We start from the raw sequence: 21,948 nt of genomic DNA on the forward strand, positions 1-21,948 counted from the left end.
GAGGACGGGTCCCGACGAAGCTCTCGCAATTCTCAGGCGCTCTCGCAGTGGCGGCCCGCCGCGGCGAGGGCGCTGCGCCGGATGAGGCCGACACCCGGGCGGATCAGGAGCCAGTACGCCGCGAACCGTCGCCTCGCGCGCGCGTCGGTCCCCTGGATCCGGGTCTCCGTCACCAGCCGCGAGCCGCTGCCGTGGGCGAACACCTCGTGCGAGATGACCGCCTTCGCCCAGCCCGGCTCGGCGAACGCGGCGAACGCCGCGCCGTCCCCCGGTCGCGCCGGCTCCCGCGGCACCGGGCTCCAGAACCGCGCGACCCGGCCGAGCACCAGGGCCCGCCCCGGCTCGTCGGCCAGGGTCACCCAGCGGTCGTCCCTGCGGAACAGCTCCGCCAGGGGCACCGAGCGGTCCAGCAGGTCGGGGCCCGTGTTCCGCAGGCGCGAGGGCAGCGTCCGCAGTGCCAGCAGCATCCGGGGCAGCGGAAGGTCGGCCAGCGTCACCCTCTGCAGCGCCGCCCAGACCTCCTCCGGCGGCGCCGCCAGAGTGATCCCGTGAACCGCTCGGTGCCCGTACACGGGCAGGAACCGATCCAGCGTCTCGTCCATGGGGAACAGGCCTTTCCGAAGTCCGGAGCCGAGTACGGGGCCCGGTGTCCGGCGCTGCGGACCCGGTCGTCCACCCGGCCGGCCGGGTGAACGCACCCCCATCGCCAGCATGGCCCGCCGCATCCCCAACCACCAGACCCGGCAGCGGAGTTGCCGGAACCGGACACCGGCAGGCCCGGTGGGCGGGATGCGCCGGACGAACGGGGCGATGTGGTGTGGTGTGGTCGTGCGGGATCCGGGCAGACGCCGGGAGTCCTACCGGCGCGAGGGAAGGAGTTCGCCATGTCCGACCCGGTGGAGGGAGCGGGGCGAGAGGTGCGGCAACGGCCGCCCGCCCAGGACCGCCCCGGCGACGGGGTCGTCGAGACCGACGTCCCCGCGCGGCTGGACCGGCTGCCGTGGTCCCGCTGGCACTGGCGGATCGTGATCGGGCTGGGGACGGTCTGGATCCTCGACGGCCTCGAGGTCACGATCGTCGGCAACATGGCGGCCCGGCTCGCGGAGAGCGGCAGCGGGATCACCATCACGACCACCCAGGTCACCACGATCGCCGCCGCCGTCTACGTCGCGGGGGCGTGCAGCGGCGCGCTGTTCTTCGGCTGGCTGACCGACCGGCTGGGCCGCAAGAAGCTCTTCATGATCACCCTGGCCGTGTACCTGGCGGCCACCGCCGTCACCGCGTTCTCGTGGTCCGCCTGGTTCTTCTTCCTCTGTCGCTTCTTCACCGGATTCGGCATCGGCGGCGAGTACGCGGCGATCAACTCCGCGATCGACGAGCTGATCCCGGCCCGGGTGCGCGGCCGGATCGATCTGGTGATCAACGGCAGCTTCTGGATCGGCGCGGCGATCGGCGCCTTCGCCTCGATCGCCCTGCTGAACACCGCCCTGTTCGCGACCGACCTGGGCTGGCGGCTGGCCTTCGGCATCGGCGTGGCCCTCGGCCTGGTCATCCTGCTGGTGCGCCGGCACGTCCCGGAGAGTCCGCGCTGGCTGTTCACCCACGGCCGGGCCGAGGAGGCCGAGGAGGTGGTGGCCGAGGCCGAACGCATCGTGCGGGAGGAGTACGGCCGCGAGCTGCCGCCCGTCGAGGGCGGACCGATCCGCATCCGGGAGCGCGGCCCGCTCGGCTTCGGCACCATCGCCCGCACGGTCGTCACCCGCTATCCGCGCCGCACCGTGCTCGGCCTGTCCCTGTTCATCGGGCAGGCCTTCCTCTACAACGCGGTGACCTTCGGCTACGCGGTGATCCTCACCAAGTTCTTCGCCGTCCCCGAGGGCGACACCGGGTACTACTTCGCGGTGATCGCGGTCGGCAACTTCCTCGGTCCGCTGCTGCTGGGCGGCCTGTTCGACTCCGTCGGGCGCAAGCCGATGATCGCCGGCACCTACATCGGCTCCGGTGTGCTGCTGTTCGGCACCGCGCTGCTCTTCCAGCAGGGCTCCCTGTCCGCCGTGACCATGACCGCCTGCTGGACGGCCGTCCTGTTCCTGGCCTCCGCGGGCGCCAGCTCCGCCTACCTGACGGTCAGCGAGATCTTCCCGCTGGAGACCAGGGCGATGTGCATCGCCTTCTTCTACGCCGTCGGCACCGCCGTCGGCGGCATCAGCGGCCCGTTGCTCTTCAACGGCCTGGTGGGCAGCGGAAAGGTCTCCGACACCACCCTGGCCTTCTGCATCGGCGCCACCCTGATGACCCTCGCCGGACTGGTCGAGGCGGCGATCGGCGTCAAGGCCGAACGGCGCAGCCTGGAGTCACTGGCCGCTCCGCTCAGCGCCGTCGAACCCGAACGGACCGGGTAGGACGGGCGAGGGATACGGCCGAGGAGTACGGGCGAGGGCCACGGCCGAGTGCTACGGACGGGGTGCGCGGGCTCGGTCCGCGGAGCGGCGCGGTGCGAGCGCGCACCAGGTGAGGACGGCGCCCAGGGCGGACAGGGCGGCGAGGACGAGGCCGAGGGTGTGGAAGGCGTCGGTGAAACCCTCGGCCAGGGCGGCGCGATGGGCCTCGTCCACCCGGCCCTGGACGGCGTGCCCGGCCAGCCGGGTCGCGGCCTCGGAGGGGAGGCCGCCGCCCGTCGACCGGGCGGCGGTGAGCGTCGTGAGCAGGGCGGCCGCGCCGGCGACGGCCACCGACTCACCGGTGATCCGCATCGTGTTGAAGATGCCCGCCGCGGCGCCGGCGTTCTCGACCGGGACGGTGCCGACGGCGGCGTTGTCCATCACTCCGAACGCCAGCCCGACGCCCATGCCGAAGGGGAGCAGCGGAAGCGCCAGGGCCGGCCACGATCCGTCGCCGCGCAGGGTCGTCAGGAGCAGGGCGCCGACCATGATCAGCACGGAGGCGGCGGTCAGCACCGCCCGCACGGAGGTGCGCGCGGCCAGCCGGGCGGCGGCGAGCGGCAGGAGCAGCACCGGTGCGGTCATCGGCAGCAGGAGCAGTCCGCTGGCCGAGGTCGAACGGCCGGCGACGCCCTGGAGGTAGGCGGGCAGGTAGACCAGCAGGACGACGAAGCCGAGGGTGACGGTGAAGGGCTGGCAGACCAGCGCGGCGAACTCGGGCCTGCGGAACAGCCGGACGTCGAACATCGCGCGCTCGCCCAGACGGACCTCCACCGCGGCGAACAGCACCACCAGCGCCACGGCCGCGGCGAGCAGCAGCAGGGTGCCCGGTGCGGCCCAGCCCGCGGCCCCGGCCCGGACGAAGGCGAGCGAAAGGAAGGCCAGTCCGGCGGTGAAGGCGGCCGGCCCGGCCAGGTCCAGGGCGGTCCCGGCGGGGTTGCGGGACTCCGGGGCGCGGGTCGCGCACAACCAGGCGGGCACCGACATCACCGCGACCAGGAGGAACACCGAGCGCCAGCCGGCCAGTTCGACCAGGACCCCGGCGAGCGGCGGCCCGATCGCCAGGCCCGTGCCGAACGACGTGCCGAGGATCCCGAAGGCCAGCTGTCGGCGCCGGCCGGACGTGGCGTGAGCCAGTACCGCCGCGCCCGAGGCCAGGACGGCCGCCGCACCGCATCCCTGGACCGCCCGGGCCGCGTCCGCCAGGGCCATCGAGGGCGACAGTGCGACCAGCAGCGACATCGCACCGACCAGGGCGATGCCGGTCAGCAGGACGCGGCGGCGGCCGAACCGGTCCGCGAGGCCGCCGGCCGCGAGCGGCAGGGCGGCGAACGTGACGTTGAAGGCGTTCAGCATCCACTGCGCGGAGCCGGTCGAGGAGCCCAGCCGGGCGGCCATGTCCGGCAGGGCGACCGCCGCCCCGGTGACGGAGAACGGCAGCATCACTCCGGCGGAGGCGACCGCGAGCACCGTCGGCCAGTAGCCGCGCCCGATGTCGCCGCCACCGCCGCCGGTCCGGGTCCCGGACCGGGTCCGAGTCCCGGACCGGGCCGGGGACGGTGGCGGCGACGGGGCGGCGAGGGCAGGAGGGGCAGCGAGGGCGAGCGGGGCGGAGTGCCCGGTTCGCGCGGAAGGGGCGGAAGGAGTGGACATGACGTCGATCGTTCGCGAGGACCACCCGCGCATGAAGGACCCGCCGTTCCCTGGGACCGACAGGGCCACCCTCCCGCCGCCGCACCCCCCGCCGGCACCTCCATACTGGAACGCATGGCCGGGACGAACACGATCAGCGACAGGCTCGGTGACTACCTTCGGGCGCGGCGCGCCCTGGTGTCACCGGCGGACGTGGGCCTGCCGCCGACCGGCCGCCGCCGCGTGCCCGGACTGCGACGCGAAGAGGTCGCCGAACTGGTCGGGCTGAGCACCGACTACTACGTCCGCCTGGAGCAGGGACGCGCCGACCGTCCGTCCGACCAGGTCCTCGACGCTCTCGGCCGAGCCCTGAGGCTCGGATCCGCCGAACGCGCCCATCTGCACGACCTGGCCCGGCCGCCCCGCCCGGCCCGGACGACGGCAGCGGCCGGTGTCCGGAGCGAGGTGCTGCGCCCGGCGGTGCGGCAGGTCGTCGAGGCCGTCCCCGTCTCCCCCGCCCTGGTCATGAACGATCGGAGCGACGTCCTGGCCTGGAACCGGCCGGCGACCGCTCTGATCGCCGACTTCCCCAACTTGGCGCCGCGCGAGCGGAACATGGCCCGACGGATCTTCCTGGCCCCGGACGCCCGCGAGGTCCACTCCGACTGGGACGAGGCCGCGCGCACCACGGTCGGCGTCCTGCGCATGGCCGCCGGGCGGCGCCCGCACGACCCGGAACTCGTGCGCCTCGTCGGCGAACTGTCGCTGGGCAGCGACAGCTTCCGCAAGCTGTGGGCCGGCCACCATGTGCACGAGAAGACCCACGGCCCCAAGCGCTTCCGGCATCCCGTCGTCGGCGATGTCGCGCTGACCTACGAGACCTTCCAGGTCCCGGGCGCCGCCCACCACGTCCTCGTGGTCTACACGGCCCCGCCCGGCAGCCCCGCCGAGCAGGCCCTGCACCTCCTCGACCGGTCCGACGGTGTGCCCGCGGTCCGCTGAGGCCTCACCGCACGGAAGCCCGCCGGCCGACCGTGGTGATCTCCACCGCCCCGGGAAGGACGACGGCCGGGGGGCCGGGGGCGGGGGCGGAGACGGCTCCGCACGGGTGACGGGCGTTGCCGTGCGGGCCGGATCTCCCGGGCGGCGGCTCGGTACGGTGTCACCATCTGGGGCGTATCCGGCACGATTCGACCGGTTCCCCCTGGAGGATCCCCGTATGAGCCGCCGCACCCACCGCCCCGCCCTCCTCACGGCCCTGGCGCTCGCCGTCGCCCCGCTCGCCGGTTGCGGCGGTGTCGACGCCGGGACCGGTGGGCCCGGCCCGGTGGCCGCCGCGCCCCCGCCGCCCGAGAAGGCCTTCGGCCAGGCCTGCGCGACGATGACCGGCGACGGCACGGGCAGCCTCGACGCGATGGGCCGCCTGCCGGTGCTGGGCGCGATCGACCGGGCCAAGGACCTCTCCCAGTTGTCCGCCCTGGTCAAGACGGCCAAGGCGAAGGACATCTTCGACTCGATGGAGAACGTCACCGTCTTCGCCCCGAACGACGCGGCCTTCGCCAAACTGGGCGAGGACCAGAGGAAGGCCCTGGCCACCCAGCAGGGCGCCGGCGACCTGGTCCGCAAGCTCATCGTCGTCCGCGACCTGCGCAAGGACGATCTCCAGGACAAGCAGTACACCTCGCTCCAGGGTGCCGCGATCAAGGCCACCGGCAGCGGTGAGGACTACCGCGTCGGCGGCGCGCAGGTGCTCTGCGGCAGCATCAGGACGGCCAACGCGCGGCTCGCGATCCTGGACACCGTGCCGACCTTCGGCTGACGGCCGCAAGCGACGGGCGCCCAGGGCCGGTCCCGGGCACAGCGGCCCCGCCCCACTCCGCCCCGGGGCCGCTCCACCCGACTGCGCCGAACGGTGACCCGGATGGGCCGAAAGCGCGGATTCCGGCACAAAAGCCGACTGACACGTCATCACGTCGCCCTCATGGGCACCCCTTCTCGGCAGTCTCTGATCTCATCTGCGTACATTCGCCTGATTTGTCGTGTTGTCCGCCCAGCTGGGCCCGTGCGCGCACGGTCGCGAGAGGAGACGCCGGATGGCCCCGGTGAGGTCGTTGCTCGGCGGTCGGTTCCGGACGGCGACGCGCGGCGTGCTCGCGCTCCTGTGCCTGGTCCCCCAGGGCGGACTGGCGCTCGCCGCCGCCCCTCCCGCCCACGGCCCGCAGGGCCTGCCCCGGGAGCAGCGGGCACAGGTCGCGTGCACCCCGACCGGCAGCTTCACCAACTGCGCCCGCGTCACCTACAGCGGCGCCGACCAGACCTTCACCGTGCCGGCCGGCGTCACCGCGGTGTACGCCCGGGTGTTCGGCGCCGGCGGCGCGGGCTCCCCCCGCGACTACTACACCGGCCAGTACGGCGGCGGCGGTGGCGGCTACACCACCGGCACCCTGGCGGTGACACCCGGTCAGTCGCTGACCCTCACCGTCGGCCAGGGCGGCCGGCTCAACAGCACCGCCTCCACCTACGGCGGGGGCGGCGGGGGCGGCCAGGGCTTCTCGGTGTCCGGCGGGGCCGGCGCGACCGGCGGCAGCGGCGGCGGCATGAGCGCCGTGTGGAACGGTGCCTACGGCAGCAATCCGCTGGTCATCGCCGGTGGTGGCGGCGGTTCCTCGCCCGGCGCCGACGCGACCACGCCGGCGGCCGGCGGCGGTGGCGGCAGCAACGGCGGCCAGGACAACCAGCCCGCCGCCTCCGGTCGGGGCGGCACCCAGACCGCGGGCGGCGCCGCCGCCACCCAGACCGCGTGCGCGGCCGCCACCGCCGGCAGCCAGTACCAGGGCGGCCGCGGCGCCCCCTTCCCGCAGAACGAGGGCGGCGGCGGAGGCGGCGGCGGCTACTACGGCGGTGGTGGCGGCGCCTGCCAGCGCGGCGGCACGCTCGACGCCAACGGCATGGGCGGCGGCGGCTCCGGCTACAACCGGGGAACCGGCGTCACCAACACACAGACCTCCAACGGCACCAACAGCAACGGCAACGGCGTCGGCGGCACCTCGGGCGGCCGCGGCGACGCCCAGTACACCAGCGGCATCGGCGACGGCGGCGGCTACAGCAACGGCGGCAACGGCGAGATCGTCCTGGAGTGGGTCACCCAGGTCGGCCTGTCCGTGAAGAAGACTGCCTCCCCCGCGACGTACGTCCCGGGACAACGGCTCACCTACACCTTCGTGGTGAGCAACGCCGGACCCGCGCCCGCCGTCAACGCCGCCGTGCGCGACGCGCTGCCGTCCGCACTGTCCGGCTTCACCTGGACCTGCGCGTCCGGCGGCACCGGCAGCAGTTGCGGCGCCGCGAGCGGCACCGGCAACCTGGACACGACCGCCACGATCGCGGCCAACAGCTCCGTGACGTACACGGTGACGGGCACCGTCCCCTCCTCCACCACCGGTACGCTGTCGAACACCGCGACCGTGACCCGCCCGGCCGCCAGCACCGACCCCAACTGCGGTCCGACCTGCTCCAGCACCGTCGACACCCCCGGGCGCCCCACCACCGGTCTCTCGGTCACCAAGACCCCGGACAAGAACCCGTACGTGCCCGGCCAACCGCTCACCTACACGATCGTGGTCAAGAACGACGGCCCCTCGGACGCCCCCGGGACCTCGGTCAGGGACACCCTGCCCACCACGATCCGGAACTTCTCCTGGACCTGCACCGCCGCCGGGGGCGGCAGTTGCGGCACCCCCGCCTCCGGCACCGGCGACATCAACACCACCGTCGACCTCCCGGCGGGCGCACAGGTCACCTACCGCCTCACCGGAACCGTCCCGGCGGACGCCACCGGCTCCCTCGACAACCGCGCCACCGTCACCCCGCCGGGCGGCGTCACCGACCCGAACTGCTCCCCCAGCTGCACCAGCACCGCCAACCCCGTCCCGCCCGGCAACCAGGCCAACCTGGTCGTCTCGAAGACGCTGCTGACCAACCCCGTGGTGCCCGGCCAGCAGATCAGGTGGCAGGTCAAGGTCACCAACAACGGTCCCTCCCGGGCCCGGAACGTCGTGGTGACGGACCAGGTCCCGGCCGGCGTGACCGCCGCGAGCATGGCCTACGACCAGGACGGCACCGCCTGCCCGATCACCGGCGGCACCGCGAACTGCCCCGCCGTCGAGATCCCCGTCAACGGCACCGCCAGCTGGACCCTCACCGGCACGCTGGACCCCAACGCGACCACCACGCCGACCAACACCGCGCTGGTCACCGGCGGCCCCGACCCGTCCGCCGCCACCCGTACCGCCGTCGCCTCGCCGACCGCGAGCCCCTCGCCGCAGGCCGGCCTCACCATCTCCAAGACGCTGCTCACCAATCCCGTCGTGCCCGGCGGGCAGATCCAGTGGCGGGTCACGGTGACCAACAACGGGCCGTCCCGGGCCCGGAACGTGGTCGTGACGGACCAGGTGCCGGCCGGCGTCACCGGCGCGACGATGCGGCAGGGTGTCGACGGGGCCAACTGCCCGATCAGCGGCGGCGTCGCGACCTGCCCGGCGGTCGAGATTCCGGTCGGTTCCTCCCAGACCTGGACCCTCACCGGCACCCTGGACCCGAACACCACCGTCACACCCACCAACACGGCGGTGGTCACCGGTGGCCCCGACCCGGGCGCCACCGCCCGGACCGCGGTCGCCTCGCCGACCGCGAGCCCCTCGCCGCAGGCCAACCTGACCGTCTCCAAGTCGCTGCTCACCAGCCCGGTCGTGCCAGGCCAGCCGGTCCAGTGGCGGGTGACGGTGACCAACAACGGGCCGTCCCGGGCCCGGAACGTGGTGGTGACGGACCAGGTGCCGACCGGCGTCACCGGCGCGACGATGACCGCCGACACGGGCGCGGCCAACTGCCCGATCACCGGCGGCGTCGCGACCTGCCCGGCGGTCGAGATCCCGGCGGGTTCGTCGCTGAGCTGGACCCTCACCGGGACCCTGGACGCCAACGCCACCACCACGCCGGCCAATACGGTGACGGTCACCGGAGGACCGGACCCCTCCGCATCCTCGCGCACCGCCGTCGCCTCGCCGACCGCCGGCCCTTCACCGCAGGCCAACCTGACCGTCAGCAAGTCCCTGGTGACCAACCCGGTGGTGCCCGGGCAGCGGATCGAGTGGCGGGTCAACGTCTTCAACGCCGGTCCGTCGCGGGCCCGGAACGTGGTCGTCACGGACACCGTCCCGGCCGGGGTCGACAACCCCGTGATGACCGCGCCGAACGGGACCGCCTGCCCGATCACCGGCGGCGTCGCGACCTGCCCGGCGGTCGAGATCCCGGCCGGGCAGGCACTGAACTGGACGCTGACCGGCACACTGGACCCCAACGCGACGACGACGCCGACGAACACGGCGACGGTCACCGGAGGACCGGACCCGACGGCATCCACCCACACGGCGGTGGCCTCGCCGACCACCTCGCCCTCGCCGCAGGCCGACCTGACGGTTTCGAAGGTCCTGCTCAGCAACCCGGTCGTCCCCGGGCAGCAGATCCAGTGGCGGGTGACGGTGACCAACAACGGGCCGTCGCGGGCCCGGAACGTGGTGGTGACGGACCAGGTGCCGACCGGCGTCACCGGCGCGACCATGACCGCCGACACGGGCGGGACCAACTGCCCGATCACCGGCGGCATCGCGACCTGCCCGGCGGTCGAGCTCCCGGCGGGTTCGTCACTGAGCTGGACCCTCACCGGGACCCTGGACGCCAACGCCACCACTACGCCGGCCAATACGGTGACGGTCACCGGCGGGCCGGACCCCGCAACCCCGACCCACACCGCCGTCGCCAGCCCCTCCGGCTCGCCGTCGCCGCAGGCCAACCTCACCGTCTCCAAGGTCCTGCTCACCGACCCGGTGGTCCCGGGGCAGCAGATCCAGTGGCGGGTGACGGTGACCAACAACGGGCCGTCCCGGGCCCGGAACGTGGTGGTGACGGACCAGGTGCCGACCGGCGTCACCGGCGCGACGATGACCGCCGACACGGGCGCGGCCAACTGCCCGATCACCGGCGGCGTCGCGACCTGCCCGGCGGTCGAGATCCCGGCCGGCTCCTCGCAGACCTGGACGCTGACCGGCACGCTCGCCTCCGACGCAACCTCCACGCCGGTGAACTCCGTGACGGTCACGGGCGGCCCGGACCCGTCGGCGTCCACCAGGACGGCGGTCGCCTCGCCGACCACCTCGCCCTCACCGCAGGCCGACCTGACGGTTTCGAAAGTGCTGCTCACCAATCCGGTCGTCCCCGGGCAGCAGATCCAATGGCGGGTCACCGTCACCAACAACGGACCCTCCCGCGCCCGGAACGTCGTCGTGACGGACCAGGTGCCGGGCGGCGTCACCGGCGCGACCATGACCGCCGACACGAGCGGGACCAACTGCCCGATCACCGGCGGCATCGCGACCTGCCCAGCCGACGAGATCCCGGCGGGTTCGTCGCTGAGCTGGACGCTCACCGGCACCCTGGACGCCAACGCGACCGCCACGCCCGCCAATACGGTGACGGTCACCGGCGGACCCGATCCCGCAACCCCGACCCACACCGCCGTCGCCAGCCCGACCAACACGCCCATGCCGCAGGCCAACCTGACGGCTTCGAAGGTACTACTCACCAACCCGGTCGTCCCCGGGCAGCAGATCCAATGGCGGGTCACCGTCACCAACAACGGACCCTCCCGCGCCCGGAACGTCGTCGTGACGGACCAGGTGCCGACAGGCGTCACCGGCGCGACGATGACCGCTGATACAGGCGGGGCCAACTGCCCCATCAGCAGCGGCATCGCGACCTGCCCGGCGGTCGAGATCCCGGCGGGTTCGTCGCTGAGCTGGACCCTCACCGGCACGCTGGCCCAGGACGCCACGGTCACACCGACGAACACGGCGATCGTCACCGGCGGACCCGACCCCGCAACACCCACCCACACCGCCGTCGCCACCCCGACCAACACGCCCACACCGCAGGCCAACCTCACCGTCTCCAAGGCGCTGCTCACCAACCCGGTCGTCCCCGGCCAACAGATCCAGTGGCGGGTCACCGTCACCAACAACGGACCCTCTCGCGCCCGGAACGTCGTCGTCACCGACCAGGTACCGGCCGGCGTCGGCAACGCCTCAATGGCAGCGGCCGACGGCACTCCGTGTCCCATCACCGGCGGTACGGCGACCTGCCCGGCCGTCGAGATCCCGGCGGGTTCGTCGCTGAGCTGGACCCTCACCGGCACACTGGCCCAGGACGCCACGGTCACACCGACGAACACGGCGATCGTCACCGGCGGACCCGACCCCGCAACACCCACCCACACCGCCGTCGCCACCCCGACCAACACGCCCGCGCCGCAGGCCAACCTCACCGTCTCCAAGGCGCTGCTCACCAACCCCGTCGTCCCCGGCCAACAGATCCAGTGGCGGGTCACCGTCACCAATAACGGGCCCTCCCGCGCCCGGAACGTCGTCGTCACCGACCAGGTACCGGCCGGAGTCAGCGGCGCCAGCATGAAGGCCGACGCCGACAACACGCCCTGCCCGATCAACAACGGGACGGCGACCTGCCCCGCCGTGGAGATCCCCGTCGGCCAGACGGCCACCTGGACACTCACCGGCACGCTGGCCCAAGACGCCACGGTCACACCGACCAACACCGCGACCGTCACCGGCGGACCCGACCCCGCGACACCCACCCACACCGCCGTCGCCTCACCGACCAACACGCCTACGCCCCAGGCCAACCTCGTAGTCTCGAAGGCGCTGCTCACCAACCCCGTCGTCCCCGGCCAGCAGATCCAGTGGCGGGTCAGCGTGACGAACAACGGACCCTCCCGGGCCCGGGACGTCGTGGTCAACGACCAGGTGCCCGCCGGGGTCGACAACGCCTCGATGAAGGCGGATGCCGATGGGGTCAACTGCCCGATCAACGGTGGCGCCGCCACCTGCCCTGCTGTCGAGATCCCGGTCGGCCAGACCCTGACCTGGACACTCACCGGCACGCTGGCCCAGGACGCCACGGTCACACCGACGAACACGGTGGTGGTCACCGGCGGACCCGACCCCGCCACACCCACCCACACCGCCATCGCCACCCCGACCAACACGCCCACACCGCAGGCCAACCTCACCGTCTCCAAGGCACTGCTCACCAACCCCGTCGTCCCCGGCCAGCAGATCCAGTGGCGGGTCACCGTCACCAACAACGGACCCTCCCGGGCCCGTGACGTCGTCGTCACCGACACCGTTCCGACGAGTGTCACCGGCGCCAGCATGAAGGCCGACGCCGACAACACGCCCTGCCCGATCAACAACGGGACGGCGACCTGCCCCACCGTGGAGATCCCCGTCGGCCAGACGGCCACCTGGACGCTCACCGGCACGCTCGACACCAACGCGACGACGACTCCTGCCAACACCGCAACTGTCACCGGCGGACCCGACCCCGCAACACCCACCCACACCGCCGTCGCCACCCCGACCAACACGCCCGCGCCGCAGGCCAATCTGACCGTGTCGAAGGTCCTGCTCACCAACCCCGTCGTCCCCGGCCAGCAGATCCAGTGGCAAGTCAGTGTCACCAACAACGGTCCCTCCCGGGCCCGTGACGTCGTCGTCACCGACACCGTTCCCGCCGGGGTCAACAACCCGGCGATGACGGCTGCCGACGGAACCAACTGCCCCATCAGCAACGGCACAGCCACCTGCCCCGCTGTCGAAATCCCCGTCGGTCAGACCCTGACCTGGACACTCACCGGCACACTGGCGCAGGACGCCACGGTCACACCGACGAACACGGCGATCGTCACCGGCGGCCCCGACCCCGCAACACCCACCCACACCGCCGTCGCCACCCCGACCAACACGCCCACAGCGCAGGCCAACCTCACCGTCTCCAAGGTCCTGCTCACCAACCCCGTCGTCCCCGGCCAACAGATCCAGTGGCAGGTGACCGTCACCAACAACGGACCCTCCCGCGCCCGGAACGTCGTCGTCACCGACACCGTCCCGGCCGGGGTCGGCGGGCCGAGCATGACGGCCGCCAACGGAAGCGTGTGCCCGATCACGGACGGCACGGCCGTCTGCCCGGCAGTCGACCTTGAGGTCGGACAGACGGTCTCCTACACGCTGAGCGGCACGTTGATGCAGGACGCGACCGTCACGCCCACCAACACGGCGGTCGTCACCGGCGGACCCGACCCGGCGACACCCACGCACACCGCCGTCGCCTCGCCCACCGATTCGCCGTCGCCGCTGGCGCGCCTGACCGTCGCCAAGGCGCTGGTGACCGACCCGGTCGTGCCGGGCGAGGTCGTCCAGTGGCGGGTCACCGTGACCAACAACGGTCCGTCCAAGGCGCGCAACGTCGTCATCACCGATCGGATCCCGGCCGGGGTGTCCGACGCCGTCCTCCAGTCGGACGCCGACGCGTCCGCCTGCCCGATCACCGACGGGGCGGCGGTCTGCCCCGCGATCGAGCTGGAGGTCGGACAGACCGCCTCGTACACGCTGACCGCGACGCTCGCGCCGGACGCGACCGTGACCCCGACGAACACGGTGGTGGTCACCGGCGGACCCGACCCGGCCACGCCCACCCGCACGGCCGTCGCCTCACCGACCGACTCGCCCGTACCGCAGGCGAACCTGAGCATCGCCAAGGCGCTCCTCACCAACCCGGTCGTGCCCGGAGAGCGGATCGAGTGGCGGGTCACGGTGACCAACCGCGGTCCTTCGCGGGCCCGGAACGTCGTCGTCACCGACCAGGTGCCCACCGGGGTGACCGACCCGGCGATGACCGCTGACGACGGAACGAACTGCCCGATCAGCGGCGGGGCGGCGACCTGCCCGGCCGTGGAGATCCCGGCCGGCGGCAGCGTCTCGTACACCGTCGGCGGGACGCTCGACCCGACGGCGACCGGCACCCCGGTCAACGTGGCCGTCGTCACCGGCGGACCCGATCCGACCGCGACCGCGCACACGGCGACAGCGCACGCCAGCGAGACGGTCGAGCCGCGGGCGAACCTCACCGTGTCGAAGGCGCTGCTCACCGACCCGGTCGTGCCCGGTGAGTCGATCGCCTGGCGGATCAGCGTGACCAACAACGGGCCGAGCCTGGCCCGCGATGTCGTGGTGAGCGACCGGATCCCGGCAGGTGTCGTCGGTGCCTCGCTCTCGCCGGACGCGACGGGCGCGGCGTGCCCGGTCACGGACGGCACGGCCGTCTGCCCACCGGTCGAGGTCCCGGTCGGCGGGACCGTCACGTACACGCTGAGCGGCACGCTGGCCCAGGACGCCACGGTCACGCCGACCAACACGGTGACGGTCACCGGCGGGCCCGACCCCGCAACCCCGACGCACACCGCCGTCGCCAGCCCGACCAACACGCCCACGCCGCAGGCGAAGCTGACGGTCTCCAAAGTGCTGGTGACCGATCCGGTAGTGCCCGGCCGGACCGTGCAGTGGCGGGTGACCGTGGTCAACGACGGTCCTTCGCGAGCCCGGAACGTCGTCGTCTCGGACCGGGTCCCGGACGGGGTGTCGGGGGCCTCGATGGTCTCGGACGAGGACGGCACCGTCTGCCCGGTCGCGAGCGGCACCGCCACGTGCCCGGCGATCGACCTTGAGGTCGGGGAGACCGCCTCGTACACGCTGAGCGGCACGCTGGCCCAGGACGCCACGGTCACGCCGACCAACACGGTGACGGTCACCGGCGGACCCGACCCGGCAACCCCGACCCACACCGCCATCGCCTCACCGAGCGAAACCCCCGCACCGCAGGCCAACCTCGTCGTCGCCAAGATCCTGGTCACCGACCCGGTGGTCCCGGGACAGCAGATCCAGTGGCGCGTCACCGTCACCAACAACGGACCCTCCCGAGCACGGAACGTCGTCGTCACCGACCGCGTACCCACCGGGGTGTCCAACGCTTCGATGACGGCGGACGACGGCACCGCGTGCCCGATCACGAACGGGACCGCAACCTGCCCCGCCGTGGAGATCCCCGCCGGGGAAACCCGGACCTGGACCCTGACCGGCACCCTCGACGCCAACACGACCGTGACCCCGACCAACACCGCCACCGTCACCGGCGGACCCGACCCCGCGACACCCACCCACACAGCGGTTGCCTCGCCGACCAACTCTCCGACGCCACTGGCCGACCTCACGGTGTCCAAGGTTCTGCTCACCAGCCCCGTCGTGCCGGGTCAGCAGATCCAGTGGCAGGTGACCGTCACCAACAACGGACCCTCCCGCGCCCGCGACGTCGTCGTCACCGACACCGTTCCCGCCGGGGTCGACAACGCATCCATGACCGCCGCCGACGGGACCAACTGCCCGATCAGCGGCGGGACGGCCACCTGCCCCGCCGTCGAACTCCCGGCCGGCTCCTCCGCGACCTGGACACTCACCGGCACCCTCGACGCCAACACGACGGTCACTCCCACCAACTCCGTGACGGTCACCGGCGGGCCCGACCCCGCAACCCCGACGCACACCGCCGTGGCCTCACCGAGCGAAACCCCCGCACCGCAGGCCAACCTCGTCGTCGCCAAGATCCTGGTCACCGACCCGGTGGTCCCGGGACAGCAGATCCAGTGGCGCGTCACCGTCACCAACAACGGACCCTCCCGAGCACGGAACGTCATCGTCACCGACCGCGTACCCACCGGGGTGTCCAACGCTTCGATGACGGCCGACGACAGCACCGCGTGCCCGATCACGAACGGGACCGCAACCTGCCCCGCCGTGGAGATCCCCGCCGGGGAAACCCGGACCTGGACCCTGACCGGCACCCTCGACGCCAACACGACCGTGACCCCGACCAACACCGCCACCGTCACCGGCGGACCCGACCCCGCGACACCCACCCACACCGCCGTCGCCAGCCCGTCCGTCGAGCCGGTGCAGGAGGCCCGCCTCTCGGTCTCCAAGGCGCTGCTGACTGATCCGGTCGTGCCCGGGCAGCGGATTCAGTGGCAGGTCTCGGTGACCAACCGGGGCCCCTCGGTGGCCCGTGACGTGCTGGTCACGGACCGGGTGCCCGCAGGCGTGAACGGCGCCTCGATGGCGGCGGACGACGGCACCGCCTGCGCGATCTCCGGCGGCACCGCCGTCTGCCCGCCCGTCGGGATCCCGGTCGGGGCGACCCGGACCTGGACCCTGACCGGCACCTTGGCCCCGGACGCCACGGTCACGCCCACCAACACCGTGACGGTCACCGGCGGCCCCGACCCGGCTACGCCGACGCACACGGCGGTCGCCTCGCCCTCGGGGTCGCCGTCGGCACAGGCGCGGCTGAGCGTCGCCAAGGTGCTGCTCACCGATCCGGTCGTCGCCGGGCAGCGGATCCGGTGGCGGGTCACCGTCACCAACCACGGGCCTTCGCGGGCGCGGAACGTCGTGGTCACCGACCGGGTGCCCGCCGGGGTGCACGACGCCTCGATGGCGGCGGACGACGGCGCCGCCTGCCCGGTCGCGGACGGGACGGCGACCTGCCCCGCCGTGGAGATCCCGGTCGGCGGCACGGTGGGCTGGACGCTCACCGGCACGCTGGACGCGGATGTCACGGCCGTCCCGGTCAACACGGTGGTGGTGACCGGCGGGCCCGACCCGGACGCGACCGAACGCACCGCGGTGGCCACCCCGACCGTGCCGATCACCGTGCGGCACGACCTGCTGCTGACCAAGCACGCGACGCCGGCGGCCCCGAAGCCCGGTGACCGGGTCACGTACACCGTCACCGCCACCAACCGGGCCAGTGGCACGTACTTCGGCGCCGTCGTCACCGACGACCTCTCCGGGGTCCTGGACGGAGCGGTCTACGGTCTGGACGCCGGCGCCGACACCGGGCGGACGGCCTACGCGGCGCCCCGGCTGACGTGGACGCTGGACCTGCGCCCCGGAGCGACGGCGACGCTCAGCTACACCGTCACCGTGAAGCCCGGGGCGGGTGGCGCGACGCTCGTCAACCGGCTCTCGGCCGACGGGTCCAACTGCTCCACCGCCGACGGGAACGGCGCCGGAGCGCGGCGGGCGGCGGCGGTGGGCACGGGCGGCGACTGCTCGACCACCACCACGGTCCGCAGGCCGCCGAGCCCGAGCCCCAGTCCGACGACCCGGCCGCCGCTGCCTCCGACCGGCAGCGGCAGCCCGAAGCCCGCGCTGCTGGTCACCGTTCTGCTCCTCGCCCTCGGCGGCCTGCTGGTGGCGGCGCGGCGCTCGCGGCGCTGACGTCCGCCTCGCGCCGCCGGGCGGTCGGCTCTGCCGTCCGCCCGGCGGCGGGTCGGTACGGTGCGGCCCGGCGGCGGGTCGGCGCGGTGTCGCCCGGCGGCGGCTCGCGTCCGGGCCCTCAGCCCGGACCGACGGCCCGGGCCGTGGCGAAGATCCGGGCGCAGCGTCCCGCCATGGCCTCGGGGCTCTGGTCGGGGTGTTCGATCCACCAGCGGACCAGGGTGGTGCACAGGCCGCGCCAGGCGTACTTGAGGGCGTCGGCGTCGAGGGGGTCGTCGGATCCGGTGCTGTGCAGGAGGTCGGCGGTGCCGGTGGCGGCGAGTTCGTCGATGGCGTCGCGGTAGTGGGCGGCGCGGTGGGCGGCCTCGCTGCCGGTCGGCAGTGAGGGGTCGTAGAGGACGAACCATGCCTCGCGCTGCCCGTCGAGGGCGTCGAAGAGGGCACGCAGCACCCGCAGGGGTGTGGGGGGCGCGCCGTTGTCGTGATCGGCCATGGCGGTCCGGACGGCTGTCAGCAGCCGGTCGCCGACCGGTTCGAGGCAGCCGAGGAAGAGGTCCTGCTTGCTGCCGAAGTACTGGTGCAGCAGGGGTTTGGTGACGCCCACCCGGGCGGCGACGGTGGCCATGGTGGTGGCCTCGTAGCCGCGGCGGCCGAACTCCTCGGTGGCCGCGGCGAGAACCTGTCGTTCGCGCTCGGCCCTGGGCATGCCCTTGGTGCCGGCCCTGGTGGGAAGCATTGTCATAGAACTGATCTTACCTTAGGGTAATTTACTCACCAGTAAGTTCATCGGATCCCCCGGAGCCGCCTCATGACGCCCGCCGCCGAGACCGCCCCCCGCCTCCGGTCCTGGTGGGGCTGGGGCTATCAGGACGCGCAGCCCGACGACGCCGAGTGCCTCGCGCTGGGCGCCCTGCTGCCGGGCACTTTGGCCCGCCCGCTGCCGGTCCCCCGGATCGCCGACCTCGCCGTCGGCCGACCGGCCGTGACGCCACCGCCCTCCCTGGCGCGTCTCGTCAGCGGCGACCCCGGCGACCGGGCCGCCCACGCCATGGGCAAGGCCTACCGCGACGTCGCCCGGGCCCTCCGCGGCCGCCCGGGCCGGATACCGGACCTGGTCGCCCGTCCGACCGGCGACCGGGAGGTGGCCGACCTGCTCGACTGGGCCGGGGCGCACGGGGTGGCCGTCGTCCCGTTCGGCGGCGGGTCCTCGGTGGTCGGCGGGGTGGAGTACCGGGGCGACGCCCACCGCGCCGTGCTGTCGCTCGATCTGACCTCGATGGACCGGGTCCTGGAGGTCGACCTGACCGGCCGCTCCGCCCGCATCCAGGCCGGGGCCCTCGGCCCCGTGCTGGAGGACCAGCTGCGACCCCACGGGCTGACTCTGCGTCACTTCCCGCAGAGCTTCGAGTTCTCCACCCTCGGTGGCTGGCTGGCGACCCGCGCCGGTGGGCATTACGCCACCGGACGCACCCGGATCGACGACTTCGCGCAGTCGCTGCGCGTGGTCACCCCCGCCGGGACCAGCAGTTCCTGGCGACTGCCTTCCTCCGGCGCCGGCCCCTCGCCCGACCGGCTGTTCCTCGGGTCCGAGGGCACCCTCGGCGTGATCACCGAGGCCTGGATGCGGGTGCAGGAACGCCCCCGCCACAAGGCTTCGGCCGCACTGTCCTTCACCGACTTCGGGCGCGCGCTGGACGCCGTGCGCGCCGTCGCGCAGACCGACCTCGGCCCGGCCAACTGCCGCCTGCTGGACCCCGGCGAGGCCCTGTTCTCCGGCGCGTCGAAGGACGGATCGAGCATCCTGGTCCTGGGCTTCGAATCGGCCACCGGGCCCGTCGGCGACCGGCTCGCCGCCGCCGTCGGCCTGGCCCGCGACCACGGCGGACGGGTCGGGGCGGACACCGCGGACGGCGGCGCGGGCGGCGGCGCCGTGGGTGCCTGGCGTTCGGCGTTCCTGCGGATGCCCTATCTCCGTGACGGGCTGGCCCGGATGGGCGCCGTCGTGGAGACCTTCGAGACCGCCGCCACCTGGGACCGGATCCCGGCCCTGGTCGAAGCCGTGCGCGCCGAGGTCGGAGCCGCCGCCCGTGCGGCCACCGGGCGGGAGGCAACCGTCAACTGCCGTCTCACCCACGTCTACCCGGACGGCGCCGCGCCCTACTTCACCGTCGCCGTGGCCGGACGCCCCGGCGACGAGGTCGCCGTCTGGGACGACGTCAAGGCCGTCGCCACCGACGTCCTGCACCGCCACCGCGCCACGGTCACCCACCACCACGCCGTCGGCCGCGACCACCGACCCGGCTACGACCGCCAGCGTCCGGAGCCGTTCGCCCTGGCCCTGCGCGCCGTCAAGGACGCCCTCGACCCGCACGGCATCCTCAACCCCGGTGTGCTGCTGGACTGACGGGTGCCACCGGGGCGAACGGCCCCGGCCGGGACGATCACGAGAACCGAACCGCCCCCGGCCGCGCCAGGTTCGGGGTTTCCACCAGTTCGCCGACCCGGCGGACGGGAGGAAGACTTCCCGCCAAGGGGCGCGGCCGGTTCGACGGCCGCCGTCATGGACCGGAACAGATGGGGGGACCGCCACGATGAGCGGTCAGCTGTACGACGGGATCGGCGAGGCGTTCGAGGGCTTCAAGACCCTTCCGCTCACCCGTTACGGGGAGGTGCCCGGCTTCCTCGGCCTGGTCGGCGACGTCGAGGGCCGGTCGGTCCTCGACCTCGCCTCCGGAACCGGCTTCTACAGCCGGGAGTTCAAGCGCCGCGGCGCCTCCCGTGTCCTCGGTGTCGACATCTCCGCCGCGATGGTCGACGCGGCACGGGCACGGGAGGACGAGGAACCGCTCGGCGTGCGCTACGAGCTCGGCGACGTGGCCGAACTGCGCGCGTTCGAGGAGCCCTTCGACATCGCGGTCGCCGTCCAGTTGTTCAACTACGCCGACGGCGTCGCCACCATCGAGCGGATGTGTCGCAACATCCACCGGAGCATGGCGGCCGGGGCGGAGTTCTTCGCCTTCGGGCAGCACCCGGACTTCCGCTTCGACGGACCGTCGCTCGCCAAGTACGGCTTCCTCTGCGAATCGCTGGGCGAGGACACCGAGATCGGGCCCCGGGTGCGGATCACCGCGCTGCTCGACCCGCCGATCTCCTTCGTCGCGAACCCGCCCGGCCGCGAGGTCTACGAGCGGAGCCTGCGGGCGGCCGGGTTCACCGGGATCACCTGGGTGCCGCTGGAGATCTCGGCGGCCGGCGTGCGGGAGTACGGCGAGGAGTTCTGGGACGACTACGCCGCCAATCCCCCGCTGACGATGCTGCGCTGCCGCGCCTGACCCCACGCGGACCGCAGGGCCCACCCCGGTCACCTCCCGGCCGGCGGGTGACCGGGCGGGGGCCCGGTGGGGACCGGGCGGGGACCGGGGAGTCGCGCCGGACCGACAGAGATGCGACCCGGGCCCGTTGCGGCGATGCTGAGAAGGTGGGCCCGCCTCGCGATGCCCACCAACTCCACGACGCCCGGCGCCCCCCTCGACACCCGGCGCCCCCTCGACACCCGACACCTCCCCGGCATCCGGCCCTTCCTCGACATCCGGCATTTCCTCCACCTCACGAGAGGACGCTCCCGTGTCCGACGAACTCGATCTGAGGACGGACAAGTCGTGCAGCGGCTCCCGCAGCCTGCCGATCAACGAGTCGTTCACCGCCTCCACGACGGCGACCCTGTTCTCGCCGGCGTTCCGCGCTTCCGCCGGCACCACGATCAACATCCAACTGGTGGCGGAGCTCGACGATCCCAACGGAATCCCCGGCAACGGCTCGGTGGGCGTCAGCGTGCACCAGTGCTGCGACGTGTCGGACTCCCAGATCACCGCACAGCAGACGGTCGGCAGGATCGGACCGGCGGGATCGCCCGAGGTCACACCCCTGACCGTGACCCTCCGCGACGCCTGCACCCTCTCCACCCATCCGGACGGCGACGACACCCAGTTCGTCTACTACCTCCGCCTGCGGATCAGCGACAGCTTCGACCGGGTCAAACTGTCCTACTCGATCAACTGAAGCGCCCGGGAACCGCGGGCTCCGGACCCGGGGTCAGAGCCCGAGGTCGGTCAGCCCCGGGTGGTCGTCGGGGCGGCGACCGAGCGGCCAGTGGAACAGGCGCTCGGCCTCGCCGATGGGCAGGTCGTTGATCGACGCGTGCCGGTGCGCCATCAGGCCGTCTTGGTCGAAGGCCCAGTTCTCGTTGCCGTAGGAGCGGTACCACTGGCCGGAGTCGTCGCGCCACTCGTACGCGAAGCGGACCGCGATGCGGTCGCCGGTGTGTGCCCAGAGTTCCTTGATCAGCCGGTACTCGTGCTCACGCTGCCACTTGCGGGTGAGGAAGGCGGCGATCTCCTCGCGCCCGGTGACGAACTCGGCGCGGTTCCGCCACCGGCTGTCCGGGGTGTAGGCGAGCGAGACCCGCCGCGGGTCGCGGGTGTTCCAGCCGTCCTCGGCGGCCCGGACCTTCACGCGGGCGGTCTCCTCGGTGAACGGGGGCAGGGGCGGGCGCTGCTCGGACATGCCGGTCTCCTTCTGGATGGTGCCGGAAGCGGGTGAGAACGATCGTTCTCACCATGTCCGCTACTCTATGA

General features: G+C 73.3%; 11 protein-coding genes. 7 read left to right on the top strand and 4 right to left on the bottom strand.

From position 1 onward, the window contains the following. Nucleotides 1-32: 32 nt before the first annotated feature. Nucleotides 33-602: a hypothetical protein gene (locus tag BLU95_RS02080; protein ID WP_093858396.1), complete on the bottom strand. Its 570-nt coding sequence runs from the start codon at nt 600-602 to the stop codon at nt 33-35. Between the two features lie 282 nt (nt 603-884). Between BLU95_RS02080 and BLU95_RS02085 the strand changes: the two genes are divergently transcribed. Next, nucleotides 885-2,402 (top strand): MFS transporter, encoded by a 1,518-nt coding sequence (locus BLU95_RS02085; protein WP_093858397.1) that lies wholly within the window; start codon nt 885-887, stop codon nt 2,400-2,402. Nucleotides 2,403-2,453: 51 nt separating this feature from the next. Here BLU95_RS02085 and BLU95_RS02090 read toward each other — a convergent pair whose 3' ends face one another. Continuing rightward, a complete protein-coding gene (locus tag BLU95_RS02090; protein ID WP_231978209.1) occupies nt 2,454-4,094 on the bottom strand; it encodes an MFS transporter in 1,641 nt (546 codons plus the stop codon). A 114-nt stretch (nt 4,095-4,208) separates the two neighbouring features. On the opposite strand from BLU95_RS02090, the gene BLU95_RS02095 reads away from it, so the two are divergent. The 3 genes from BLU95_RS02095 (at nt 4,209) to BLU95_RS02105 (ending at nt 17,314) form a co-directional block, all read left to right on the top strand. Further along, nucleotides 4,209-5,075, top strand: coding sequence for a helix-turn-helix transcriptional regulator (locus BLU95_RS02095; protein ID WP_093858398.1), 867 nt, complete (start codon nt 4,209-4,211; stop codon nt 5,073-5,075). A 217-nt stretch (nt 5,076-5,292) separates the two neighbouring features. Next, the gene (locus tag BLU95_RS02100; protein ID WP_093858399.1) at nt 5,293-5,892 is read left to right on the top strand and encodes a fasciclin domain-containing protein; all 600 of its coding nucleotides are present in this window, start codon (nt 5,293-5,295) and stop codon (nt 5,890-5,892) included. A gap of 274 nt (nt 5,893-6,166) precedes the next feature. Further along, complete coding sequence (locus tag BLU95_RS02105) at nt 6,167-17,314, top strand: DUF7927 domain-containing protein (RefSeq protein ID WP_159424729.1); 11,148 nt, start codon at nt 6,167-6,169, stop codon at nt 17,312-17,314. Between the two features lie 118 nt (nt 17,315-17,432). Here the strand turns inward: BLU95_RS02105 and BLU95_RS02110 are convergent, their stop codons facing one another. Next, complete coding sequence (locus tag BLU95_RS02110) at nt 17,433-18,056, bottom strand: TetR/AcrR family transcriptional regulator (RefSeq protein WP_093858401.1); 624 nt, start codon at nt 18,054-18,056, stop codon at nt 17,433-17,435. A gap of 66 nt (nt 18,057-18,122) precedes the next feature. On the opposite strand from BLU95_RS02110, the gene BLU95_RS02115 reads away from it, so the two are divergent. The 3 genes from BLU95_RS02115 (at nt 18,123) to BLU95_RS02125 (ending at nt 21,373) form a co-directional block, all read left to right on the top strand. Beyond that, nucleotides 18,123-19,718 (top strand): FAD-binding oxidoreductase, encoded by a 1,596-nt coding sequence (locus BLU95_RS02115; protein ID WP_093858402.1) that lies wholly within the window; start codon nt 18,123-18,125, stop codon nt 19,716-19,718. Between the two features lie 187 nt (nt 19,719-19,905). Then, nucleotides 19,906-20,646, top strand: a complete 741-nt coding sequence (locus BLU95_RS02120; protein WP_093858403.1) for a class I SAM-dependent methyltransferase — start codon at nt 19,906-19,908, stop codon at nt 20,644-20,646. Nucleotides 20,647-20,938: 292 nt separating this feature from the next. Beyond that, nucleotides 20,939-21,373 (top strand): hypothetical protein, encoded by a 435-nt coding sequence (locus tag BLU95_RS02125; protein ID WP_093858404.1) that lies wholly within the window; start codon nt 20,939-20,941, stop codon nt 21,371-21,373. Nucleotides 21,374-21,406: 33 nt separating this feature from the next. Here the strand turns inward: BLU95_RS02125 and BLU95_RS02130 are convergent, their stop codons facing one another. Next, nucleotides 21,407-21,877 (bottom strand): nuclear transport factor 2 family protein, encoded by a 471-nt coding sequence (locus BLU95_RS02130; RefSeq protein ID WP_093858405.1) that lies wholly within the window; start codon nt 21,875-21,877, stop codon nt 21,407-21,409. Nucleotides 21,878-21,948 lie beyond the last annotated feature (71 nt).

Source organism: Streptomyces sp. TLI_053 (assembly GCF_900105395.1).
Taxonomy (GTDB): Bacteria; Actinomycetota; Actinomycetes; order Streptomycetales; family Streptomycetaceae; genus Kitasatospora.